The organism is Caulobacter sp. FWC2, assembly GCF_002742625.1.
Lineage (GTDB): Bacteria > Pseudomonadota > Alphaproteobacteria > Caulobacterales > Caulobacteraceae > Caulobacter.
This window is the reverse complement of the sequence record NZ_PEBF01000001.1, coordinates 2,011,580-2,030,873: the sequence shown is the minus strand read 5'-3', so window position 1 is coordinate 2,030,873 and position 19,294 is coordinate 2,011,580. Positions and strand designations below refer to the sequence as shown.

At 68.0% G+C, this 19,294-nt stretch carries 15 protein-coding genes; 6 read left to right on the top strand and 9 right to left on the bottom strand.

The genetic code is table 11. The annotated features are described in order from the left end of the window. Window positions 1-9 precede the first annotated feature (9 nt). The 5 genes from CSW62_RS09780 (at window position 10) to CSW62_RS09760 (ending at window position 5,744) form a co-directional block, all read left to right on the top strand. Window positions 10-924 (top strand): formyl transferase, encoded by a 915-nt coding sequence (locus tag CSW62_RS09780; protein WP_099577282.1) that lies wholly within the window; start codon window positions 10-12, stop codon window positions 922-924. Window positions 925-1,010: 86 nt separating this feature from the next. Continuing rightward, window positions 1,011-2,213, top strand: a complete 1,203-nt coding sequence (locus CSW62_RS09775; protein ID WP_099577280.1) for a hypothetical protein — start codon at window positions 1,011-1,013, stop codon at window positions 2,211-2,213. Next, window positions 2,206-3,525: a lipopolysaccharide biosynthesis protein gene (locus tag CSW62_RS09770; protein ID WP_099577278.1), complete on the top strand. Its 1,320-nt coding sequence runs from the start codon at window positions 2,206-2,208 to the stop codon at window positions 3,523-3,525. The genes CSW62_RS09775 and CSW62_RS09770 overlap by 8 nt, the downstream gene beginning before the upstream one ends. Before the next feature lie 28 nt (window positions 3,526-3,553). Beyond that, entirely contained in the window at window positions 3,554-4,642 is a 1,089-nt protein-coding gene (locus CSW62_RS09765) for a glycosyltransferase (protein ID WP_099577276.1), read from the top strand. Between the two features lies 1 nt (window position 4,643). Further along, window positions 4,644-5,744 carry a glycosyltransferase gene (locus tag CSW62_RS09760; protein ID WP_099577273.1) on the top strand — a complete coding sequence of 367 codons (1,101 nt, stop codon included), beginning with the start codon at window positions 4,644-4,646 and terminating at the stop codon, window positions 5,742-5,744. Here CSW62_RS09760 and CSW62_RS09755 read toward each other — a convergent pair. The 5 genes from CSW62_RS09755 to CSW62_RS09735 all read right to left on the bottom strand — a co-directional run bounded on the left by CSW62_RS09755 (window position 5,741) and on the right by CSW62_RS09735 (window position 13,689). Then, a complete protein-coding gene (locus CSW62_RS09755) occupies window positions 5,741-7,153 on the bottom strand; it encodes an MmgE/PrpD family protein (protein ID WP_099577271.1) in 1,413 nt (470 codons plus the stop codon). The genes CSW62_RS09760 and CSW62_RS09755 overlap by 4 nt on opposite strands. After that, complete coding sequence (gene add / locus CSW62_RS09750; protein WP_099577269.1) at window positions 7,072-8,202, bottom strand: adenosine deaminase; 1,131 nt, start codon at window positions 8,200-8,202, stop codon at window positions 7,072-7,074. The genes CSW62_RS09755 and add overlap by 82 nt, the downstream gene beginning before the upstream one ends. After that, the gene (locus CSW62_RS09745) at window positions 8,202-9,524 is read right to left on the bottom strand and encodes an NCS2 family permease (RefSeq protein ID WP_099577267.1); all 1,323 of its coding nucleotides are present in this window, start codon (window positions 9,522-9,524) and stop codon (window positions 8,202-8,204) included. The genes add and CSW62_RS09745 overlap by 1 nt, the downstream gene beginning before the upstream one ends. Next, window positions 9,521-10,657: a nucleoside hydrolase gene (locus CSW62_RS09740; RefSeq protein ID WP_099577265.1), complete on the bottom strand. Its 1,137-nt coding sequence runs from the start codon at window positions 10,655-10,657 to the stop codon at window positions 9,521-9,523. The genes CSW62_RS09745 and CSW62_RS09740 overlap by 4 nt, the downstream gene beginning before the upstream one ends. Before the next feature lie 68 nt (window positions 10,658-10,725). Continuing rightward, on the bottom strand, window positions 10,726-13,689 hold the full coding sequence (locus CSW62_RS09735; RefSeq protein WP_099577263.1) for a TonB-dependent receptor: 2,964 nt from the start codon (window positions 13,687-13,689) through the stop codon (window positions 10,726-10,728). A 278-nt stretch (window positions 13,690-13,967) separates the two neighbouring features. Between CSW62_RS09735 and CSW62_RS09730 the strand changes: the two genes are divergently transcribed. Next, window positions 13,968-14,921 carry a LysR family transcriptional regulator gene (locus CSW62_RS09730; RefSeq protein WP_158235417.1) on the top strand — a complete coding sequence of 318 codons (954 nt, stop codon included), beginning with the start codon at window positions 13,968-13,970 and terminating at the stop codon, window positions 14,919-14,921. On the opposite strand, the gene CSW62_RS09725 is transcribed toward CSW62_RS09730, so the two are convergent. The 4 genes from CSW62_RS09725 to CSW62_RS09705 are packed head-to-tail and all read right to left on the bottom strand — an operon-like array spanning window position 14,918 to window position 19,139. After that, the gene (locus CSW62_RS09725; RefSeq protein ID WP_143324365.1) at window positions 14,918-16,051 is read right to left on the bottom strand and encodes a glycosyltransferase; all 1,134 of its coding nucleotides are present in this window, start codon (window positions 16,049-16,051) and stop codon (window positions 14,918-14,920) included. The genes CSW62_RS09730 and CSW62_RS09725 overlap by 4 nt on opposite strands. 46 nt (window positions 16,052-16,097) lie before the next feature. Further along, window positions 16,098-16,967, bottom strand: coding sequence for a hypothetical protein (locus tag CSW62_RS09720; protein WP_199170559.1), 870 nt, complete (start codon window positions 16,965-16,967; stop codon window positions 16,098-16,100). Further along, window positions 16,960-17,916 (bottom strand): hypothetical protein, encoded by a 957-nt coding sequence (locus CSW62_RS26390; RefSeq protein WP_158235416.1) that lies wholly within the window; start codon window positions 17,914-17,916, stop codon window positions 16,960-16,962. The genes CSW62_RS09720 and CSW62_RS26390 overlap by 8 nt, the downstream gene beginning before the upstream one ends. Before the next feature lie 5 nt (window positions 17,917-17,921). Continuing rightward, a complete protein-coding gene (locus tag CSW62_RS09705) occupies window positions 17,922-19,139 on the bottom strand; it encodes a glycosyltransferase (RefSeq protein WP_099577255.1) in 1,218 nt (405 codons plus the stop codon). Between the last annotated feature and the right edge of the window lie 155 nt (window positions 19,140-19,294).

The window sequence follows — 19,294 nt, the reverse complement described above, 5'->3', positions numbered from 1 at the left end:
CGCAGGGACATGCCCCTATTCTCTGACATCTGGCGCGTCGGCGTGATCGAAAGCTCGATCCAGGGAGTCGCCGCGGCCGGCGGCCTGCATGCCGCGCCGGTGCGCTGGCTGCCGGAGGAGCCGTCCTATACCTTCCTGGCCGACCCGTTCGGCCTATGGCGCGACGGCCGCCTGCATCTGTTCGCCGAGGCCTATGATTACCGCACGCGGCACGGTGTCATCGATCATATCGAGCTGGACGCCGACTACAGACCGGTCCGCCGGAGCACCGTGATCCGCGAGCCCTGGCACCTCTCCTACCCCGTGGTGTTCGAGGCCGAGGGCGAGACCTGGATGACGCCGGAGGCCTACCGGTCGGGAACCTTCACGCTCTACCGCGCCAAGCGCTTCCCGGACGTCTGGGAGCCGGTGACGAAAATCGCCTTCGACACCCCGGCCATCGATCCGACCTTCTTCCAGTGGGAAGGCCGTTGGTGGTGCGCCTATTCGCCCGACGGGACCCAGCGGGACAAGCAGGGCAAGCTGCACCTGGCCCATGCCGACCGCCTCGAAGGTCCCTGGACGCCCCATCCGGGCAATCCGGTGCGGATCGACCTGGCCAGCAGCCGGCCGGGCGGCACGCCCTTCGTCCATGAGGGCCGCCTGCATCTGCCGGTCCAGGACTGCACGCGAACCTACGGCGGCGACCTGCGCCTGCTGGTCGTCAACGTCCTGACGCCTGACCGCTTCGACGCCGACGCGACGGAAATCCTGAAAGGCCCCGTCAACGCCGGCCGCTACACCCGCGGACGCCACACCCTGGCCGCCTGCGGCCCCGTGACCCTGTTCGACGCCAAGTGGATCAAGGGCTCGCCCCACGGCCTGGCGATCGACGTCGCTCGCAAGATCCGGGCCCGCCGTGCGAAAACCGGACGCTCGGCCTAGCGCTTTGCGCCCCACACGGCGAGCGCCGCGGTCACAATATTGAAAGATCCGTTACGGCCCAGCTCGATCGGCGGCGTCAGACTGGTATGCGGATCTGTTTCCTCTTCAATCACGACCAAGTTCATCAGGTGGCGCACAGCCTGCCGATCGCCCTGGCGATGCTGGACGCCCATCTCGACGCCGAGATCGTCATCGCGACGTCGAACGCCCGGCTGACCGCCGAGGTGACGCGGTTGAGCGGAGGCAGGCCTGGCCTTCCTGTCGTGGAACTGGGCCTGACGCGCAAGTCCAGCCGGCTGGCGCACCAGGTGCTGGAGCGCCTTGTGCCCGCCGGCAAGCTGTTGTTCTACCGCGACAACCTCGAGTTCTTCCGCTCGATCGACGTGCTGGTGGTCGCCGAGAAGACCTCGCTGATCCTCAAGACCCAGTTCGGCCTGGATCACCTGAAGATCGTCCACACCCGCCACGGCGCCGGCGACCGGGCCGTCGGCTTCGACCCCGCCAGCGCTCTCTTCGACCACGTGCTGGTCTCGGGTCCCAAAATCCGCGAGCGCCTGATCAGCGACACCGGCGTGAAGCCGGAAGCAATCTCGGTGGTCGGTTATCCGAAGTTCGATCTGGCCTCTGCCGCCCCCGTGCGGCCTCTGCCGAACGACGGACGTCCGCTGGTGCTGTACAATCCGCACGTCTCGCCGCATCTGTCGTCGTGGTTCACCGCCGGTCGCCAGGTGCTGGACTGGTTCGTCGACCATCCGGAGTACCAGCTGATCTTCGCGCCGCACGTCATGCTTTTCGAGCGACCATTCACGATCAGTGTCGACAAGCTGCGCATCGATCGTCCCGGCCGCATGGAGGCGCGCCACCTGAACGCGCCGAACATCCATATCGATCTGGGCAGCCGCGCCTCGACGACCATGGCCTACACCCAGGCCGCCGACATCTATCTCGGCGACGCCAGCAGCCAGGTCTATGAGTTCCTGCTGCGCTCGCGGCCGTGCATCTTCCTGAACCCGCAAGGCCATGACTGGCAGGACGACAAGAACTTCAACCACTGGAACCTGGGCCGGGTGATCACCGGCGTCGACCAGCTGGGCAGCGCGCTGGAAACGGCCTCCGCCGATCACGCCGATGGCTATCGGCATGTCCAGCGCGAGCAGTTCGAGAACAGCTTCGACCTGACCGAGGAGCCCTCGGCGCGCCGCGCCGCGCGCGCCGTGGCGACCTTCGCCGGCCTGACCGCACCGCTGCTGCAGCCGATCGCCGAATTCGCCCGTGTCGCCTATGGCTGAGGATCGCGGCGCGCTGCGCGGCATCTTCGGCAATACGCTTCGTCTCCTCAGCGGCAAGGCCGGGGCCGGGGTCATCAGCCTCGTCTATATCGCCCTGGCGGCCCACGCCTTGGGTCCGAGGGACTACGGCATTCTCGTGCTGGTCCACACCTATGTGCTGGCCGTCGGCGGGATCATCGAGTTCCCCGGCTGGCATGCGGTCGTACGCTATGGCGCTCAAGCCCTACTCGCAGGCGACGAGCAACGGCTGGCCCGCCTGCTGAAATGCGCCGCGGCGCTGGAACTGGCCTGTGGCGTTATCGCCGTCGTGGTCGCCGCGCTGCTGGCGCCGTGGATCGGCGCCAAGCTTGGCTGGTCGCCGCGCGCCATCGAACTGAGCCTGCCTTACAGCCTGGCGGTGCTGGCCACCGTGCGCGCCACGGCCGCGGGCTATCTGCAGGTCACCGGTCGCTTCGGCCTGCTGGGCGCCCACAGCCTGGTCCCGCCCGTCGTGCGGCTGGTCGGCGCCTTCGTCGCCTGGGCCGGCGGCTGGGGGCTGGTCGGCTTCCTGTGGGCGTGGCTGGCCGCGGCGGTGCTGGAGTGGGCGGTCATGTGGATCATGGCCTTCGCCACCATGCCGCCCTCCTTGCGAAAGTTGACCGTGCGCGCCGACCTGCGCGGCGTCCGGGCCGAGAACCCGGGCATCGTCCGCTTCATGCTCGGCGCCAACGCCGACGTGACCTTCGCCGAGCTGGCCGCGCGCGTGACGCCGCTTGCCATCGGCTGGCTGGGCGGCCCGACCGCCGCCGGCCTCTTCGCCATCGCCCAGCGCGCCACCACCGTGATCGCACAGCCCGCCCAGAGCCTGGGCCAGGCGGCCTATGCCGAGCTGGCGAAGCTGGCGGCCAAGGGCGAGACGGCGCTGGTCATCTCGACGATCGCCAAGGCCAGCGGCGTGACCATGGCGGTGGCCATCCCGGTCTGCATCCTGTTCGGCCTTTTCGGAGACACCTTCGCCAGGCTGATGGGCGGCGACGGCTTCGCCGCGGCTGGCGGGCTGATGCTGTGGCTGGCCATCGCCCGCACTCTCCTGCTCTGCGCCCCGCCGCTCAGCGCCGCCTTGACCGCCTTGGGCCGTCCCAGCCTGTCGGCCAGCATGAACCTCGCGGGGAGCCTCGGCCTCATCGCCCTGCTGTCATTCGCCCTGCCCCTCTGGGGCCAGGGCGCCATCGGTCCTTGCATCGTCGCCCAGGCGGTGCTGACCATGGCCCTGCTGGCCGCGGCGCTGGCCACCCAGGCCCGCTCGACCGCGAGCACGCCGCAAACCGCCTAGCATGGCCGCCCGAGTATGACCGCCTGACATGCGTATCGCCTATGTGATCAACTCCGTCGAAGGCGGCGGCGCCCAGTCGCCTGTCCCCGCCATCGCCAGGGTGCTGCGCAACGAGGGCGCGGAGGTCGCGGTCTTCGCCCTCAGCCTCCGCGACGGTCGCGGGGCCATCGCCATGGAGGCGGCCGGCCTGGACGTGCGAGTCTGTCCGGCCAGTGAAAAGCAGCAGGTCACCGCCCTGCGCTGGCTGCACGCCGAACTGAAGGTCTGGAAGCCCGACGTCGTCTGGACCTCCCTGACCCGCGCGACCCTGATGGGCCAGATCGTTGGCGGCTGGCTGGGCAAGCCGGTGGTCAGCTGGCAGCACGCCGCCTTCCTCAAGCCCGCCAACCGCGCGCTGCTACGCTGGCGTCGCGCGGCCTCGGCGCTTTGGATCGGTGACTCCGAGAGCGTCACCGCCCTGACCGCCGAACGGATCGCACCCGATCCGGACAAGCTGGTCTGCTGGCCGATCTTCTCGGTCAACGCCGACGCGCCGCAAGCCCTGCCGTGGCGCCCCGGCGAGACCCTGCGCCTCGGTGCGCTGGGCCGGCTGCACCCCGTGAAAGGCTATGACGTCCTGCTGGACGCCCTGAGCCAGCTGAAGACCCAGGGCTTCGCCCCCGCCACGCCTTTCGAGGTGCTGATCGCCGGCGACGGCGGCGAACTGGATCGGCTGGAAGCCCAGAGGGCGACGGCCGGGCTCGACAACGTCCGTTTCGTCGGCTTCTGCCAAGATCCGCCCAGCTTGCTGGCGACCTTGCACCTCTACCTGCAGCCCTCGCGTTCGGAGGGCCTTTGCGTCGCCGCCCACGAGGCCATGCAGGCTGGCCTGCCGGTGCTGGCCTCGGCGGTCGGCGAGCTGCCCTACAGCATCGTGGACCGCGAGACGGGCTTCCTTGTTCCGCCCCGCGATCCGGCCGCCCTAGCCGTCGCCCTGGCCGAAGCGCTGTCGAACCCGGAGCGCCTGGCGCCTATGGGTCAGGCCGCGCGCGCCCGCGTCCAGGCCCGCTTCGGGGCCGAGCAGTTCGCGGCGCGCGGCGCGGCGATCGTGCAGCGCCTGAAGCGCGCGGTCGCCTGACGTGAAGATCCTCGTCATTCTGCATGACCTGCCCCTGGGTGGCACCGAGCGCGTCGCCCTTCGCCTGACCGCAGCCTGGGCTCGGGCGGGCCATCAAGTTACCCTCCTGTGCGGCTCGGCGACGGGCGCCCAGGCGGGTTTGGTGTCGGAGGTTGTCGAGCTGGTTGAATGCGCCCCGCCGATCCCGCGCGGCTTGGGCTCGCGGCTCCGCCTGGGCCGCGCCGTGGCCGAGCATCTGCGCCGCCACCCGGCCGATGTGCTGTTCGTTCCGGGAAACTTCCACTGGTCGGTCTGCCGGTCTGTCGCCCAGGGTCTGCGCGACAATCGTCCGGCCATCGTCGCCCAGGTCAGTTCGCCGATCTTCAAACATGGCCGCAAAGGCTTGAAACAGTGGGCGTTCGAGGCCGGCGCTCGCCGCCGGCTGCGGGACGTCGACGCGATGGTGACGCTGTCGTCTCAAACCGTTCCGGAGACGGACAGACTGTTGGGCCGTCGCATTGCCACCGCCGTCCCCCTTCCCGCGCTCGACGACACCGTCCATCAGGCGGACATCGCCTCCGGCAAGCTGATCGTCGCGGCGGGGCGCCTGGCCCCGGAGAAGGGCTACGACATCGCGCTGAAGGCCTTCGCCAAGATCGCTGATCCTGAAGCCCGCCTGGCCTTCGTCGGCGATGGGCCGCTGCGCGCGGAACTGGAGGCCCTGGCCGACAAGCTCGGCGTTCGTGATCGCGTGACCTTCGCTGGCTACGCTCCCGACATAGGACCCTGGCTGGATCGCGCGCGGCTGCTGCTGCTCAGCTCCTGGCACGAGGGCTTCGGTGCGGTCATCGTCGAGGCCCTGGGGCGCGGCCGCCCCGTCGTCGCCACGGACTGCACGCCGGCGGTCCGGGACCTTCTCGCCACCCCCGGGCGCGGACGCGTCGCGGCGCCGGGCGATGTGGACGGCCTCGCCAGGGCGCTCGAAGCCGAACTCGCCGCCGCGCCACCAGAGCCCTCCGCCCTCATCACTACGGTTGAAGCGTACCGGATCACGCCGGTGGCGGACGCCTATCTCGCCGTCTTCGAAGCTAGCCAGGCGCGGCATCAGACTTCCGTCGCCTAGGCGCCACCGCATGAGGCCGCGAGCAGCCCGTCGAGGCTCTCCGTAGAAACCAGGGTTTCGACTAGATTCATCAGCGCCTTCGCGCGCGACACACCAAGACGAGGTTCGACCAGATTCAGGAACTTCGTCCGCAGCTTCCCTTTCAGGACGTTCAAATCACCGGCCGGTTTGGAAACGTCGTGGCAGGCCACCAGCATCCGGCCATCGCGGGTCTCGACGGTGACTTCCGTGACGTCCTCGGGCCATCCGGCTGGCGCCAGCTCGACCTCGGTGATGGCCCGCACGGTTTGCAGATCGGCGCGTTGAACGACGGCATCGGCATAGGCGCCAACGTCGGAGGTATCAATGCCATGCAGGGCCAGGGCGGCGTTGAAGCGCAGGCTGAACTTGGCCTCCAGCCCCGTCCGGGGCTCGGCGATGTTGCACATCGCGTCGGCGCCGGCGTCGACCTTCAGGCGGATCGCGCGAACGGCCTCGGGGGCCAGGCCCTGGCGACGCAAGGCTCCGATCGCCTCCAGGGTCCCGTGCGTGCCGAAACAGGCGGCGTGGTGCTTGAAGAGGTTTTTGTCCATGGCGTGGCCGTCCCAGCGCAGCCCCTCCGCCGGCAGCCCGTCGCTCTGGGTGGCGGCGAAACCGCGCGGATGCTCCAGGATGTCGGCCCGGGCGCTCAAGCCAGCGCGCGCCCACAGCGCCGCCATCACGCCGGCCTCGGCGGCGCGCCCCGCGTGCAGCGGCTTGGCCATGGTCCCGAACTGCGCCTTCAGCCCTGCCGCCTGCGAGCCCGCCAAGCCGTAGGCCCGCGCCGTGGCCTCTTCGTCGAGGCCCAGCAGATGCGCGCAGGCTGCCGCCGCGCCAAACGCGCCGATCGTGCCGGTGGCGTGGAACCCGCGCGCATAGTGACTCGTGCTTATCAGAGTCCCGATCATGCCGGCGGCCTCGTAGCCGGCGACGAAGGCCTCGATCACGGCGCGGCCCGCCAGCCTTTCGGCCTCGGCCAGGGCCAATAGCCCAGGCAGGATCACCGCCGTCGGGTGCACATGCATCGCCAGATTGACGTCGTCATAGTCCAGCGCATGGCCGGCCACGCCGTTGACCACGGCGGCCTGGCGAGCGCTGAAACGCTTTCCTGCGCCGACCGCCGAGGCTGCCGGCGCCGAGCCCTCCATGAGCGCCACCTCGCGGATCAGACGCGTCGCGGGCTCATCCGCACCGCCGATCGCCAGGCCGAACCAGTCGAGGACGCAGAGGCCCGCCATGTCGAGCGTGGCGGGCGGAATATCGGCCGCCGCCGCGCGGCTTTGCCGGATGATCGCCGCCGTCAGACCGCTCAACGGGGGAAGACCGCCGGACCGGGCCAATCCGTCGTCGCGACCAGAGCGTCGAACTCGGCCGGCCAGCGCGCGCGCCATTCGGCTTTCTGGTCGTCGTCGGCCCAGGAACCGTCCACGCCGTTCAGCATCATCGCACGCAGGTCGGCCATATCGTAGCCGAGGTGGCTGTGCATCAGCTCCCACGCTCCGCCCGGCGTGACGTTGTGCAAGGTCGGGTCGTCGGTGTTGGGGTGCAGTTTCAGGCCCAGCGCCGACATGGCGCGGATCGGATGGTCGATTGCCCAGCGCTCGGGCTCCAGCGTGCGCAGGTAGTAGGAATTGGTCGGTACGATCGTGAACACCGGGCCCCGCTCGGCATAGCGCCGGGCCAGATCAGGATTGTCGACGATGGTATAGCCGTGGTCGATGCGGTCGACCTTCAGCAGGTCGACGGCGGTCTGGACGTTGGTCCAGGGCATGCCGAACTCGCCAGCGTGGGCCGTGGCCTTCAGGCCGTTGCGGCGCGCCAGGGCATAGGCCTCGGCGAAGAGCTCGGGCGGACGGTCGTTCTCGCGGTAGTCGATGCCGATCCCGGGCACGGCAGCGTCGCGGCAATCGAGCATCAGCTCGACCATCTCCAGCGCGCTGGAGGCCTCGGCCTCGCGGTCAATGCTCGGGATCAGCAGCGCGCTGACGCCGACATCGGCGCGCGCCTCGCGAATGCCCGTCAGGATCCCCGCCTGAGCCTCGCGATAGGCCAGGCCGGTGTCGCGGACGGTCGCTGTCGGGTTCCAGAAGAACTCGGCGTGACGCACGCCCTCGGCCGCCGCGTCATGGAGGTATTCGTAGGTGATCCGGCGGAAGTCGTCGGGTTCGACTAGCAGATGGCGTTCCAGGGCTCGCAATACCCGCAGGACGCCAACCGGCTTCTCGCCGCGCTCGTAAAAGGCGGCGATGTCGGCCTCGGTGATCGGCGCGCCACGGCGCCGGACCATGTCCGTGAAGGTCTCGCGCCGCACCGAGCCCAGCAGGTGGCAGTGCAGCTCGACCTTGGGAAGGGCGCGGAACACCGCGCGCTGGGCGTCGGTCGTCGGGCGCCCCAGCGTGGACGCGGGGACGGCTCCGATGGATGGGGCTGTGTAGGTCATCAGTGCGTGGCGGCCGTGTAGAAATAATAGCCAAGCGGAATGGCCAGGATGAACAGACCGATCGGGATCTCGCGCGCTTTGCCGGCCAGCACCTGGACGATGACGTGGACCAGCAGGCCGCCGGCGATGCCGGTGCCGAAGCTGTTGGAGATCAGGGTCAGCAGCACCATGGCCATGGCGGGGAAGAGATCGGTGACGTCCTCGCTGCGCAGGTGGCGGATCGTGCCCAGCATCGAGACGCCGATCAGGATCAGAGCAGGAGCCGTGGCCTGCTTGGGGATGGCCATGGCCAGCGGCAACAGACACAGGGCGCCCAGGAACAGCACGGCGGCAGTGACCGGGGTCAGGCCGGTGCGGCCGCCCGCCTCGACGCCAGCGGCGGACTCGACCAGGGCGGTGCCAGCCGGGATGCCGATCAGCGGCCCCACGGCGGCGGCGAAGGAGTCGACCAGGAACGGTCGCTCGATGCCCGGCAGGTTGCCCTCGGCGTCGGTCAGCCCGGCCTTGGCGCCGATGGCCAGCGTGGTGCCCAGGGTCGAGAAGAATTCACCGGCGAAGAAGGCGAAGACATAGGGCAGAGCCGCCAGGCTGAACGCCCCCGCGAAGTCGACCTGCAGGGCGACCGGTCCAAGGCCATGCGGAAGCGAAAGCAGGCTCGGCGGCAGCTTGGTCAGGCCCAGAGGGATGCCCGCCACGGCGGCGGCGGCGATGCCGGCCAGCACCGCACCGGGAACCTTACGCGCCTGCAGGGCCAGGGCGACGGCCAGGCCGATGAGGGCCACCACGGGTCCGGGCTGGGAGAAGTCGCCCAGCTTTAGGGCCATGGTCTTGGCGTTGACCGCGACCATGCCGGCGTCGCGGCAGCCCAGCATGGCGATGAACAGGCCGATCGACGCGCCCAGGCCGAGCTTGATCTGCGGCGGGATCATCTTGACGACCAGCTCGCGCGCGCCGGTCAGGGTCAGGACCATGAACAGCAGGCCGGAGGTCATGGCGATGGCCAGACCGGTGGCGAACGGCACATGCTCTGTGTGGGCCAGGGTCACGCCCAGGATCACCGAACCGCCGATGCCAGGGCCGACGATGAACGGCAGGTTGGCGTAGAACCCCATGAGGAGGCTGCCCAGAGCCATCACCAGGATCGCCGCCGTGGTCGCCCCGCCCCGGTCCATGCCGCCGGTCGACAGCAGCGACGGAATGACCACGATCAGATAGGCGGCCGCCAGGAAGCTGGTCAGGCCCGCCACCATCTCGCGGCTGATCGTCGTCTCGCGCGCTCTCAGGGCGAAGCGGCGGTCGAGGAAGGTGTGAAGACGGCTCATTTGGAGGCCTGCGCCACGAAGGTCTCGACGAAGCGCGGCACGTCGATGGCCCGCACGATGTGGACCTCGCGCTCCCCGGCATTGGGGGCCATGTCCGACTTCCAGACGACCGGCTGGCCATAGGACGGGCCGGCGAAGGTGTCGACGTCCATCCGCGCCACCAGTTCCTCGGTGACCAGCGAGCGGTCGATGGCGACGGCCACGGTGATCTCGTCCCACAGGGGCTGACCGATGCGGGCGTAGGTCTTGACGTAGGTGGCCACCGGCGTGCCGGACGCGCCGATGCGATCGACCACCTCCTGCGTCGCCTTGGCGGCGGCGGTGACATTGCCCATCACGGTGATCTTCTTCCACGGCGCTGTCAGCACGATGTGCGCGGCCTCCGGATCGAAGATGAAGTTGAAGTCGGTGGCGTAGTCGGTGTTGCCGGTCACCCGCGCCACGGCAGTGTCCAGCTTGCCCGGCTCGATGACGATTTCCTTGGCCAAGGTCGCGATGTCGGGCGCGATGCGCAGGGCAAGGGCGATGTTGGTCAGCGGGCCGGCGCTGACGATGGTCACCTCGCCAGGATGAGCGCGGACGTTGCGGATCAGAGCGTGGACGGCGTCCTCTTCAGACGCCTTGAGCTTCGGCTCGCCCTCGGGCATCGGTGGGATCAGGTCGGGATCCTGGGGGTGATAGGTGCGGCCCGGACGCGGCGTGCTCCAGGCGCCCTTGAACGGCACCTTGCCGTAGCGCGCCTCCCAGTTGGCCATCTCGGCCTGGGTGCGGATCAAAGGCATCTGCGCGCCCAGGTGGACGGCGGCGTCGGGGCGCTTGGCGATTTCGAGGAAGCGCAGAGCGTGCGCGGCTTCTTCCTTCAGCCACGCGTCGCCCGTGACGACGCCGATGCCCAGCAGCTTGACCCGGTCGTCGCGCAGTAGCGGGATCAGCGACTGGATGTTGCTCTGACCGGGGCCAAGGAAGTCGTTGTCGAAGAAGATCAGGACCTTCTCCTTGCTCGCCGTGGATGGCGAAGCGGTCGTGAAAGCGTTTTGGGCGAGCGCGCCGCCCGCGAGCGCCTGGCTCGCGAGCAGCGCCGCCAGGCCAAGGGCTGCGTGGCGCAAATAAGGGGAGAAGCGACAGGGCAGCATGAGAGATCCTTGGCCTGGACGTGGGAGGAAAAACGCCCCTCCCGCGTCTGGATCGAAAAGGGACTTGATCAGAAGCGGGCGGTGGCGCCCACGAAGATGTAGCGACCCAGCGAGTCGTACATCCCGGCGAAGAAGGCGCCGTTCGAGGTCTGGCCGCCCGTGCTGGCGGTCACCGGCGGATCCTTGTCGAAGGCGTTGTTGACGCCGAGGCGCAGGGTGATCTTCTCGGTGACATTGGCCGAGGCGGCGAAGTCGACATAGCTGACGCTGGGCATCTTCAGGTCGTAGGGCTGATAGGTCCCGGTCAGGTAGATCGAGGTGCTGGACTTGTCGTTCTTCGTACCGCCGATGTAGCGCCAGGTGGTCGACAGGTTGACGCCGCTGGGCAGGGTCCAGTCCGCCACCAGGCGGTGACGCCATTGGGGGATCGGCTGGCCGCACGTTACGCCGAAATAGCCGTCGCAACGGTACGGAGCCAGGCCCGGCAGGATCTGGACTTCGTACTTGTCGGTCCTGGTGCCCGCGAAGTTCAGGCCCAGGCGGCCGAGGTCGGCGCCGAACAGTTCCGGCAGGTCGTGAGCGTAGCTGGCCGCGAAATCCAAGCCCTTGGTCTTCAGGTAGCCGGCGTTGATGCTGGTGGTGACGACATAGCCGCTGGTCACCAGCGAGCCGGTGGCCGAGTTACGCTTGATCAGATCGCAAGAGATGCCGGAATTGATGCATTGGTTCAGCTCGATGCTGGCCGGCACCGTGGTGATCAGCTTCTTCACGTCGATGTCGAAATAGTCGATCGAGACGCTCAGGCCCTGCACGAAGCGCGGGGTGAACTGCACGCCGAACGACTTGGTGTTCGAGGTTTCGGGATCCAGGTTCGGGTTGCCGCCGACCATGGCGCCCGACTGCTGGCCCGCCGCCGGCGCGATCGAGCCGTACTGCAGCGCGGTCACGCCCGATAGCGCGCACTGGGCGGCGGTCGCCTTCGGCGTCGCGCCTTCGCACGGATCGGTGATCGCCGCGGTCACGACGCGCTGGGGACCGAACAGCTCCACCAGGTTGGGCGCGCGGACGGCGCGCTGATAGCTGGCGCGCAGGCGCACGTCGCTGATCGGCGCCCACTCGCCGCCACCCTTGTAGGCCCAGGTGTCGCCGGCCGTGCTGTAGTCGGAGTAGCGGACGCCGCCCTCGACCGACAGGCTCTTGAAGAATGGCTTGTTCTCGACCAGCGGGACGCGGATCTCGCCATAGACTTCCTTGACGTCGAACGAACCGGCGATCGGGAATTCACCGCCCGAGTTCCCCGCCACGTCACGGCTGCTGTAGAAGCTGTCCGGCTGGAAGCTGATATTTTCCTTGCGGTATTCAGCGCCGATGGCCACGCCGATCGGATAGGACGCGAATGGGCTGGTCACGCCCAGGTCGCCGGTCAAAGAGCCGCTGAGGATGCTCTCCTCGGTGTAGCCGTCGCGATAGACCACGTTCTGCACGTAGTTCAGCGCCGCCGGGGTGATGCCGTCGACCTGGAACAGGTTGATCGGCACGCACGACGGATCGGTCCCGTTGGCCACCGACTCGCAGACGACCTTGCCGCTGCTGTCGGTCACCGCGCGCAGGGCCTTGGCGAACTTGGCCAGCGAGTAGTCGCCGGTCAGGCGCGAGCTGTAGTCGGTGCGGCCGTACTGGGCGTAGACGTCATAGCGCCAGTGCGAATTCAGATCGCCGCGCAGGCCCGCCACGCCGCGATACGATGTGTGGTTCGTGTAGTCATGACGCGAGCCGCCCAGGGCGTTGCGCTGCGAGACGATGACATTGGCGCTCTGCGCGTCGGACAGGCCGACCGAGGTGCAGATCAGGTTCTTTTCCTGGGCCGACATCAGCGGGTTGTTGCAGTTGATCTTCTCAGAGACGGTGAACACGGCGGTCGGCGACAGTTTGATGTCCGCCTCGTCGCGCATGTACATCAGCTCGCCATAGGCCTCGGCCTTGTCCGAGAACTGGTATCGAGCGAACAGGTCGGCGTTGTAGCGCTTGTCGGGCGACTGCAGGTCGTAGGTGTTGCCGTTGTTGAAGCCGTCGGTGCTGCGATAGGTGCGCAGCGTATTGCCTTCCAGGGCGTAGCTGCCGCGCGTCGCGCCGGTGGTCGGGTTGGTCAGCTGGAACTGGACCGGATAGGTGGCGCTGGACAGCGAGCAGGCATAGCCGGTCGCCGTGGCCGACAGGTTGCAGGTCGAGAAGTCGCGATCCTTGGTGCCGACGCCGGAGATGTGCTTGTAGCTGAAGAAGCCGGTGACGTTCCCGCGGCCTTCATCGAAGTTCTTGCCGGCGGTGATCGAATAGCTCTGCTGCTCGCCGTCGAAGCTGCGGCCGAACGCCGGTAGCTGACCGGCCGCCCGCGCCGCCGAAGCGATCGCGTTGCCGTTCGAGTGCATGTAGAGGCCGCCCTGGGCGTCCACCTGCACGCCGTCGAAGTCGCGCTTGAGCATGAAGTTGACGACCCCGGCCAGGGCGTCCGAGCCATAGACGGCCGAGGCGCCGCCCGTGACCACGTCGATGCGCTGGATAAGCGCCGCCGGGATGTTGTTGATGTCGGCCGCCTGGGCCGCCGAGCGGGCCGGATCGCCCTGCATCAAGCGACGACCGTCGATCAGGACCAGGGTCCGCTGATTGCCGAGGTTGCGCAGGTTGATGGTCGCCGTGCCGCTGGCGCCGACGGTGCCGCCGCGATTGCCGCTGCCTTGGTCGGCGAAGGCCTGCGGCAGGGTGTTGATCAGGTCCTCGACCCGCACGACGCCGCGACGGGCGATTTCCTTGTCACCGATAGTGCCGACTGGGCTGACGCTGGTGGCGTCGGGGCTCTTGATGCGCGAGCCGGTGACGACGATGGCCTCGACCTGATCGGACGGCGCTTCCTGGGCGCTGGCGACGGAGCCGCAGGCCACGGCGGCCAGGACGGCGGTGGAGGCTAGTCCGAACCACGACGCGCGCTTGCGGCGGCCGTGGGTCTCGTCGAGCGCGGAACCGGAAAAGGACGACATCGAAGAACCCCCTTGGTTGTTGGCGCGCTCCGCCGACAGCCCTCCCCAGCCGTTTCTATTTATTGTTGTTCACCCTGATAGGTGGAGATGATCAAAATCCGCACTCCCCTGAGCACGACTTCGATCTTCCCTGCCCTATATTTATACTGATGGGTGGAAGCGCGATGAAGTGACGCTAGCGAGCCCCCTTAGAAAGGGAAATTCTTTGTAATTATCTCGCTATAGATCGCGCTTATAGCCAATCCGGAAGCGCGATCCAGTCTTGCTGGATGCCCGCCGTGCCCCCGTCTTCGATCGCCACACTTCCCCGCTCCGCGACCCGCACCCAAGCCATTTCGCTCCGCCAACTGAGGTTCTTCACGGCCCTGGCCGAGTCGGCGAACTTCAGCCGCGCGGCCGAGCGGATGATGGTGTCGCAGCCGGCGCTCAGCGCTGCGATCCGTCAGGTCGAGGATCATATGGGCCTGCGCCTGTTCGACCGCAGCACCCACCACGTCGCCCTGACCGAGGCGGGCGCGGCCTTCCTGCCGCATGCCCGTCGCCTGCTGACCACCGCCGAGAACGCCTTCGTCGACATGACGGACGTGGCCACGCGCGGCCGGGCGGTCGTACGCGTCGGCGTCATTCCCTCGGTGGTGCCCGCCGCGGCCGAGGCCATCGCGCGCCTCGGCCAGGAGCGACCCGACATCTGCTTCCATCTGCGCGACGGTAAGAACGACAGCCTCATGGCCGACCTAAGGTCCGGCGCCCTCGACCTCGTCGTCGGCGTGCTGGGACGTGTCGAGGACGATGTCGAGGCCAGCCTGATTACCGAGGACGAGATGATGCTGGCCGCGCCGGTCGACCATCCCCTGGCCTCGCACGCCGCCCTGCCCTGGAGCGCCCTGGAGGGCGATGAAATCGTCCACTTCACCGGCGGCAGCATCGGCGAGCTGAGTTCTGCGGCCATGCGCCAGAACAACCTTTCGCCCTCCCAGCGCTTCCGGGTGGACCAGGTCGGCTCACTGTTCGGCCTGGTCGGCGCGGGCATGGCCCTGGGCGTCATCCCCTGGCTCTACGCAAGGGGCTACGAGACCGACAAGATCAGGCTGATCCCGCTGACCGCACCGACGATCCGGCGCAAGCTGATGCTCTTCCAACGCTCGAAGCTGCGGGACGAACACCCTGCCGCCAGCGCCTTGGGCTCGGCGCTGGCGCCGTCGCTCGGCGCGATCCTCTCGGCCAAGGGCTAACGGGCGTCACTGTTCCGCTGGCGACAAAGGCGGGACATAACCCGGAGATAGGCTTCGGCGGCGTCCTCGATCGTGAAGCGCTGCGCCTGCGCGAGGCTGAGGTCCTGGTCCTGGAAAGACGGCCGCGCCCTTGCGATCGCCTCGGCCAGCGCCTGCTCGTCGCCCACCGGGACAAGGTCGCCCATCGCGCCGTGGCCGAGCAAGGTCGGCATGCTGCGACTGCAATCGGTGGCCACGATGGGAAGTCCGGCCGCGAGCGCTTCCAGAACGACGGCGGGCACGCCCTCATAGTTCGACGACAGAAGCAGGACGTCGAACTCAGGCAGGAGCGTCGCCGGCTCAGGGACATAGCCCCGGAACCTCACGCGCCCTTCAAGCCCGAGATCCCGCGCGAGGCCTTCGAGATTGGCGCGCTCGAAGCCGTCGCCGATCACGGTCAGGGTATCGTCGTCGCGCGCGCCGCGCCCGAAGGCGCGAAGCATCAAGGCGATATTCTTCTGCGCCGTAAGTCGCCCCACGCACACGAAGCGCCGGCCACCGCCTTCGCCCCGACCACGACCGCGCGCCGCCCGCAACCTTTCGATCAACGGCTTGGACAAGGCGGGGTCGGGGATGATGGTGATACGGTCCGCGGACACACAGAGACTTTCGGCGATCTCCTCGGCCATCGGCGTTTCCATGCCGATGAAATGATCCAGATGGCGTCCCTGGGTCTTGAGCCAAAGGCGATAGAAGAAACGGAACCACCTTGGCTGGTCCTGGCGATCGAGGTCGTTGCTGACCTTGACCAGGACGGGCGGGCAATCGCGACCGAGCAGAAATTTCAGCGCCACGGCCACGACGGCGTAGGTATTGCCCGAGCAGAACAGGACGTCGGGGCGGACTCTGCGCACCACCCTGGGAAGCGTCCGGATCATCCAGAGCGTTTCCATCTTCGCCCTGTGAGGACCGGCCTTGGGCGGCACGATGAAATCGAGATCCGCGCCGACATCACCCGCCATGTCGCCCTCCGTTCGGCCCATGAACAGGGGCGCGTCGACGTCATGGACTCGCCATTGCCGCACCAGTCGCAACGCGATGCGCTCGACGCCGCCAGGCTCGAAGCTATGCAGGAAGGTCAGGACACGCACGGCGCCGCCTCCTCCCTTCGGAGGTCGAGCCTCATTTGACGCGACGCTACCACAGCGACCGGTCGATGCGCTTGACGTCGAACAGGGTGACCGGACCACAAGCCGACAACGTATGCAGGCCGTGCGAGTACGCCGCCGCGCCCGGCGGAAGGTCCAGGGGCGGACCCGCTTCAGCTTCGAAACGTCGAGTGTCGAGCCTGAGGATCGTCAACGGGCGGAGGCCGCCGCCATAGGTGCGCGTGCAGTCCTGCATCGGAAGGCGCGGCAGTCCATGCTCGATCCACGCCGTGCCCCCCGGGCGACTGGAGGCGAGATCGTTGCGGACCGGGTTGCCCGGATGGATCCGCCACGGTCCCGTCAAGCGTTCGGCGAAGGCCAGATGCAGCCTCCCCTGCTTCCATCGCTGCGGTCCGGTCGGTGAATACGCCAGCCACCACAGGCCATCGTGGCGGAACGGCGTGGCGTCGATCGCCGGCGTATCCAGCTCCAGACGCGCGACCGGCTCCCAGACACGGGGAAATTCCGCCGCTCGGTAGAGGGTCAGCGCGCCAGAGCGGTAGGCCTCGGGCAGCATCCAATACGCGCCGTCTGCCTCAAAGACCTGCGGATAGGACAGATGCCAGGGCTCGCGTAGGACGACCGACCGCCCGATCGGCGAGAAATCCGCGCCGAGCTCGATCAGCTCGATGACGCCGTGCCGGGTCCGATAGTCATAGGCCTCGACGAACAGATGCAGGCGGCCGTCATGCCAGACGCCAAACGGATCGGCCAGGAACTTCAGCCGACCTTCCTCGGGCAGCCAGTGGACGGGCGTCTCGGGCGAGAAGCCGCGCCGAGCGACCTCGGCTATGGGCGTTTCGACCAGACCGACCCGCCAGATATCCCGCCCCGGGATCGTCACACGCCAGCTAGTCATGGACGCCCTGGGGTTCGACGGCCGCCGGGACGATCGACGCCTGTGAAGCAGAGGCGCGTCGCATGCCGCGCACCAGATCGGCCGCGCCAAGCCCGACGATGACGATCAGATGCATACCCAGCGTCACGACCGCCAGCGCGGCCAGCAGCACGGCGACGGCCGAGTGCGCTCCCAGCAGAAGCAGCATCAGGTTTCCGAACACCAGATCCTTGTTGGAGATCAGCGGGATGCGCGAAACCAGGAAGCGGATCGCCATAAGGACGACCCACAGCCCGGGGGCGACATCCGGCAGGGCAATGCTCCAGATCAGGACCGTGAGCGCGGTCCAGACGATCAGGCGCAGACCGCAAATCGCCGCGACATAGACAAGCTGCCCCAGGCGCAGCGAGAAGACGCGACGCCCGAAGGCCAGAACGCCAACCGAGATCGCCAGCGGAATAAGCCCCGACCACAGGGCAGGCCCGAGCCGCCCAGCGAAATCGAGCTCGCGAAGTTGAGTGACGCTGACCGCCGCGAGCGCCAGGGTCAGGAGATTACCGAGCAACGCCGAGACGATATTGGCGTCCTTGATGGCGGCGAACGGCTCGGACACCGCGGCGGCCGCTCGCCGCGCCCAGACATACAGGAACGCTTCGCCGCTATAGCCGAGCACGACTTCGTTGATGACGTTCTTGCGCAGCAGCGCCTCGATGCCGGCCAGGGGCATATTCCAAAGACGCCGGAAGATCGCGAAGTCGAAGAGCGTCTGAACGAAATAGAGCAGCAGGAGCGCCAGCCAGACGAGGGGCGGCAGCCGGCCGATCGTCTTCAGCACGTCCGACGTCGCGCCGCCGAGTTGCAGGACGATGGCGACGACCAGGCCGATGGACAGCACGCCGCCCAGCAGGGTCCACCAGCGCGCGGTCTTGCTTCTCGCGCCGTTCTGACCGGGGGTGTCGGTTTGCGTCACGCGGGTCAAGCTCTCGCGCCGAACGCTTCTAGCGGATGGGAAATCGGACGCGGCGCGATCGACCGCGTTCTGCCCGCCACTGCCTGATAGTGGTCGAACAGATCAGCGAAGTGGTCCTTGTCGCACCGGACCCTGGTCGCGGCCGTGACCGCGGCGACCTTCAGGGCGCCTGGATCGCGCGCGAACAATCGACGGATGGCGGCAGTCGCCGCTTCGGTATCGCCGGCGCGATAGATCTCCGACGTCGACGGCTGGGCGAGATCGGCGAAGCCGCCCCGATCCGGTCCGACGAGGGGAAGACCGCTGGCCATGGCCTCCGCCGGCAGCAGACCAAAGGTCTCCGAGTCGCAGCCATGCACGAGGACATCGGCGCTGGCGAGGTGAGTGGCCAGCAAACGTCGATCCAGGATCGGCGGGATCAAATGGACATGGGCCTTGCCGGCGGCCGCGCGCAGGACCCTGGCGCGGTCGATGCCGTCGCCTACCAGGACGAGGGCGATGGGGCCATCGGCGCGGGCCGTGGTCACGGCCTCGATCACCAGAGGCCAGCGTTTTTCCGGATGAAACCGTCCCACGGCCAAGGCCAGCTTCGCATCGTCTGGGCACGCGCAAGCCCTGAGCAGTTCTGATCGCAGGCGCTCGTCCCTGAATCGAGGGGAGAACGAGCCACGATCAATACCGAGCGGGACGCCCTTCACAGCCTTCACGCCTTGGCGCTCGAAACGCTGTGCGAGCCAGTGCCCACCGGTGACGACGGAGGCGAAATGGCCGGTCAGATTACGCAGATAGCTCCAGAACCATTCAAAGAGCTGGTCGATCCGCTCGGGGCCGGCGACCGGGGCCAGCCATCGTTGAGGATAGGTCGCCACGGGATCCGCATGCATGAACATGGCGCGCGCGACCGGCGCGGGCCAGTTGGCGACGATCCAGGCGCCGCGCCAGGGTGAAGACGCCTCGACCAGGTCCGGCGACAACGAATCGAGCCAGCGATGCACGGGCTTCGCGTCCCAGAACATGTGGTAGTTCGCATCGAACGGCAGCCGCGGCGCGCGAACCTGGATCAGGCCGCCCGGGCCACGCGGCTCGAACCTGTCCTCCGGCCCCGGCGCGATGACGAAGAGCTCGTGGCCCAGTTGGGCCGCCGCTTCGAACTTGCGGTCGATATAGGTTCGCACGCCCCCGCCGGTGGGCGAATAGAACTCGGCGACATCCACTACCCGCATCGCGTTTCCCAAAAAATAGTCCGCCCTCACCGTTAAAGCATCACCATGACGGTCGTGCGGCGGGCCACCTTCACAAAAAGACGACGTGAGCGGGTGTAGGTCTCATCCAGTTCGAGATTCCTTGTGGTGGTGGGGCAAGCGCGTCGTCGTAGTGG